This window comes from Actinomadura roseirufa (assembly GCF_900659635.1).
Taxonomy (GTDB): Bacteria; Actinomycetota; Actinomycetes; order Streptosporangiales; family Streptosporangiaceae; genus Spirillospora; species Spirillospora roseirufa.
Window position 1 is genome coordinate 1 of sequence record NZ_CAACVB010000462.1, and the last position, 3,728, is coordinate 3,728.

The following is a 3,728-nucleotide window of genomic DNA, read 5'->3' on the forward strand; positions in this document are numbered from 1 at the left end:
GGTGCTCGCCGCCGAGGCCGCCGTCCGGCTGGACGACCCGATCGCCGTGGGCAAGGCGGCGTTCTCGCTGGTCAGGCCGGGCACATCGAACTGGCACCGCGAGCGTGGCCGAGGCCGCCGCCCTGCACGCGGCCCGCGAGGCGGCCGGGACCGCCGCCCGCGAAACCGGGCCGGACGGGGGACCGCCGATGACGGTGAGACTGGTGGTGACGAAGCGCCGGTCGGCCCGCGCCACCGCCGCCGTCGCGCGGATCGTCCCGGCGAAGACCGGCGAAGACGAACCACTCCGGCGAGACGCCTTTAAGGGGCGGGGTGCGTTGTAAGCCGCGGAACCCATGAAACCCTAATGTCCGACCCGAACCGCCGCACGACCCACGGTGACAGCGAGGATCGCCGTGCTCAGCCAGGAGGCTCAGTGACCGTCCGCCAGCTCCACCCGATCGAGGTCCGGTCGTACGAGATCCTGCGATCCCGTGTCGACCTGTCACCGATGCCCCCGCTGTGGCGGGCCGTCGCCGAACGGGTGGTCCACGCCACAGCGGACGTGGGGTACGCCCTCGACCTGGTGACCCGGGAGGAGGACCTCCGGAAGGGCTGGTCCGCGCTGTGCTCCGGCGCGCCGATCGTCACCGACGACGGCATGGTCGCCGCCGGGATCGGCGCGCGCGAGGCGGTGTGCGCGCCGGTGTGCCACGACGGCGACCCGGCCGCCGCCCGGCTGGCCCGCGCCGCCGGGATCCCTCGCGCGGCCGCGGCGGTCCGGCTGGCCTACTCCGAGGTCGGCCACGGCGCCGTCTGGGTGGTGGGGTCCGAACCGGAGGCGATCGCCGAGCTGCTGAAGCTCGGGGTGCGGCCGGCCCTGGTCGTCGCGACCCCTGCGGGCTTCGCCGGGGCGGCGGGCGCCAAGGAGGTGCTGCGGGCCAGCGGCCTCCCGCAGTTCAGCAACGTCTCGGAGAAGGGCGGCTCGGTGGTCGCCGCGGCGGCGGTCAACGCGCTGCTGGACTTCCCGGTCGGCGAGGACGCGTCGTGACCGGCACCGGGGCCCGTGGGGGAGCCCGCGGGGGAGCCCGTGCGGGGGGCGACGCGGCGGCCGGTGCGGGCACCCGCGCGGACGCCCGTTCCGCGGAGGCCGACGGCGAGATCGATCTGAGCCACCACGGGGACGCGGAGGTCGGCGGCGGGCTCGCCGACTTCGCCGTCAACGTGCGCGCGGGCACCCCGCCGGAGTGGCTGGCCGAGCGGCTGCGCGCGTCCGTCGCCGACCTGGCCGCCTACCCCGACCCCCGCCCCGCCCGCCGCGCCGTCGCCCGGCGGCACGGCCGGGCCGCCGCGGAGGTGCTGCTCACCGCGGGCGCCGCCGAGGCGTTCGTGCTGCTCGCGCGGGTCCTGCGGCCCCGCCGCGCCGTGGTCGTGCACCCGCAGTTCACCGAGCCCGAGGCCGCGCTGCGGGCGGCCGGGCACGAGGTCGAGCGGGTCGTCCTCGGCAAGGACTTCACCCTCGACCCCGCCGCCGTCCCCGAGGAGGCCGACCTCGTGGTGATCGGCAACCCGACCAACCCGACCTCGGTGCTGCATCCCGCCGGGACCGTCGCCGCGCTCGCCCGGCCCGGCCGGACGGTCGTCGTGGACGAGGCGTTCATGGACTGCGTCCCCGGCGAGCCGGAGTCGCTGGCCGGCCGGCTCCCCGCCGGGGTCGTCGTGATCCGGTCGCTGACCAAGACCTGGGGGCTGGCCGGGCTGCGCGCCGGCTACGTGCTCGCCGACCCGCCGACGGTGGCGCGGCTGGCGCGGGCCCAGCCGCTGTGGGCCGTGTCCACGCCCGCGCTCGTCGCGATCGAGGCGTGCTCGGCGCCGGAGGCGGTAGCCGAGGCCGAGGCGTGGGCCGCCGGCCTGGGCGCCGAACGCGACCGGCTCGCGGGCGAGCTGACCGCGCGCGGCCTGTACGTGGTGCCGGAGGCGCGCGCGTCGTTCCTCTGCCTGCGGGTCCCGGACGCCCTGGGCATCCGGGCCCTGCTGCGTCAGCGCGGCTACGCCGTGCGGCGCGGGGACACCTTCCCCGGTCTCGGCCCTGACTGGCTGCGCGTCGCCGTCCGCGACCGCGCGTCCAACGACGACCTGCTGGAGGTGCTCCGTGACCTGGGAATCTGACCGGGCACCTGAGGCCGTCCCCTCCGGGCCCTGGAACGACGCGGAACGCGAGGCCGTCTACCGCGTCATCTCCGAACGGCGCGACATGCGCGACGGATTCCTCCCCGACCCTGTGGACGACGAGGTCCTCACCCGCGTCCTTGAGGCGGCCCACAGGGCGCCCTCGGTCGGTCTCACCCAGCCCTGGGACTTCCTCATCATCAGGGACCGGGCCAAACGCGAGCGCATCCGCGCGCTTGCCGCCCGGCAACGCGCCTCCTACGCGGCCACCCTGCCGCCCGCGCGGGCCGCCCTGTTCGACGGGCTCAAGGTCGAGGCCATCCGCGAGGCCCCCGTCAGCGTCGTCGTCACCTGCGACCCCACCAGGGGCGGCCGGAACCCGCTCGGGCGGCACGCCCAGCCGCGGACGGCCCACTACTCGGTGGCCTGCGCCGTCGAGAACCTGTGGCTGGCCGCCCGCGCGGAGGGGCTCGGCGCGGGCTGGGTGAGCTTCTTCGACGAGCGGGAGCTGGCCGCCGAGCTGGGCCTGCCCGCCCATGTCGAGATCGTCGCCTACCTGTGCGTCGGGCACGTCGCGGCCTTCCCGCCGGCCCCGGTGCTCGCGCTGAGCGGCTGGGCGCGCCGCCGTCCCCTCGCCTGGGCGGTCCACGAAGAGGAGTACGGGCGGCGCGGGCTGCCCGGGGAGGACACCGTGAACCTGATCGAGCAGACCGTCGCCGCCGTCGCGGCCCCGGACGAGGCCGCGATGCGCGACGCCCGCGACCACCAGGCCCGCCTCACCAAGCCGCCCGGCTCCCTCGGCGTGCTGGAGGAGGTGTCGGTGCGGCTCGCCGGGCTGGCCGGGCGATGCCCGCCGCCGCGGCCCGAGCCCGCCGCCGTCGCGGTCTTCGCCGCCGACCACGGCGTGCACGCCCAGGGCGTCACCCCGTGGCCGCAGGAGGTCACCGCCCAGATGGTGGCCAACTTCCTCGCCGGCGGCGCCGTCGTCAACGCGTTCGCCGCGCAGGTCGGCGCCGAGGTCAGCGTCGTGGACGTGGGCGTGGCCGCCGACCTGGACCCCGCGCCCGGACTGCTGCCGCGCAAGATCGCGCGCGGCACCGCCGACATGACGGCCGGCCCCGCGATGACCGCCGAGCAGGCCCGGCGGGCCGTGGAGACCGGCATCGAGGTGGCCCGCGACCTGGTCTCCGCCGGTGCCCGCTGCCTGGTCACCGGCGACATGGGGATCGCCAACACCACCGCGTCCGCCGCGCTGGTCGCCGCCTTCACCGGCCTGCCGCCCGAGCGGGTCACCGGCCGCGGGACCGGCATCGACGACGCCACCCACGCCCACAAGGTCGAGGTCGTCCGCGCGGCCCTGACCAGACACGGCCTCCACCCCGCCGCCGAGAACACCGCCGAGAACACCGGCGGGGACGCGGCGGCCCGCCCCGGGCCGCTGGAGATCCTCGCGGCGGTCGGCGGGCTGGAGCACGCGGCGCTGGCCGGGTTCATCCTCGGCGCCGCGGCGCTGCGCGTCCCCGTCGTGCTGGACGGCGTGATCGCCGGGGCCGCCGCGCTCGCCGCCGCGGCGCTGTGCC

The 3,728-nt window shown here is 77.3% G+C and carries 3 protein-coding genes; all 3 read left to right on the plus strand.

All coding sequences use genetic code 11. From position 1 onward, the window contains the following. Positions 1 to 415: 415 nt before the first annotated feature. Entirely contained in the window at positions 416 to 1,030 is a 615-nt protein-coding gene (locus E1291_RS40090) for a precorrin-8X methylmutase (RefSeq protein ID WP_242614676.1), read from the plus strand. Positions 1,031 to 1,140: 110 nt separating this feature from the next. Beyond that, on the plus strand, positions 1,141 to 2,148 hold the full coding sequence (cobC, locus tag E1291_RS40095; protein WP_242614678.1) for an Rv2231c family histidinol phosphate aminotransferase CobC: 1,008 nt from the start codon (positions 1,141 to 1,143) through the stop codon (positions 2,146 to 2,148). Continuing rightward, positions 2,132 to 3,728: 5,6-dimethylbenzimidazole synthase (gene bluB, locus E1291_RS40100; protein ID WP_242614677.1), on the plus strand; the 1,597-nt coding region annotated here is incomplete at its 3' end. The genes cobC and bluB, both read left to right, overlap by 17 nt.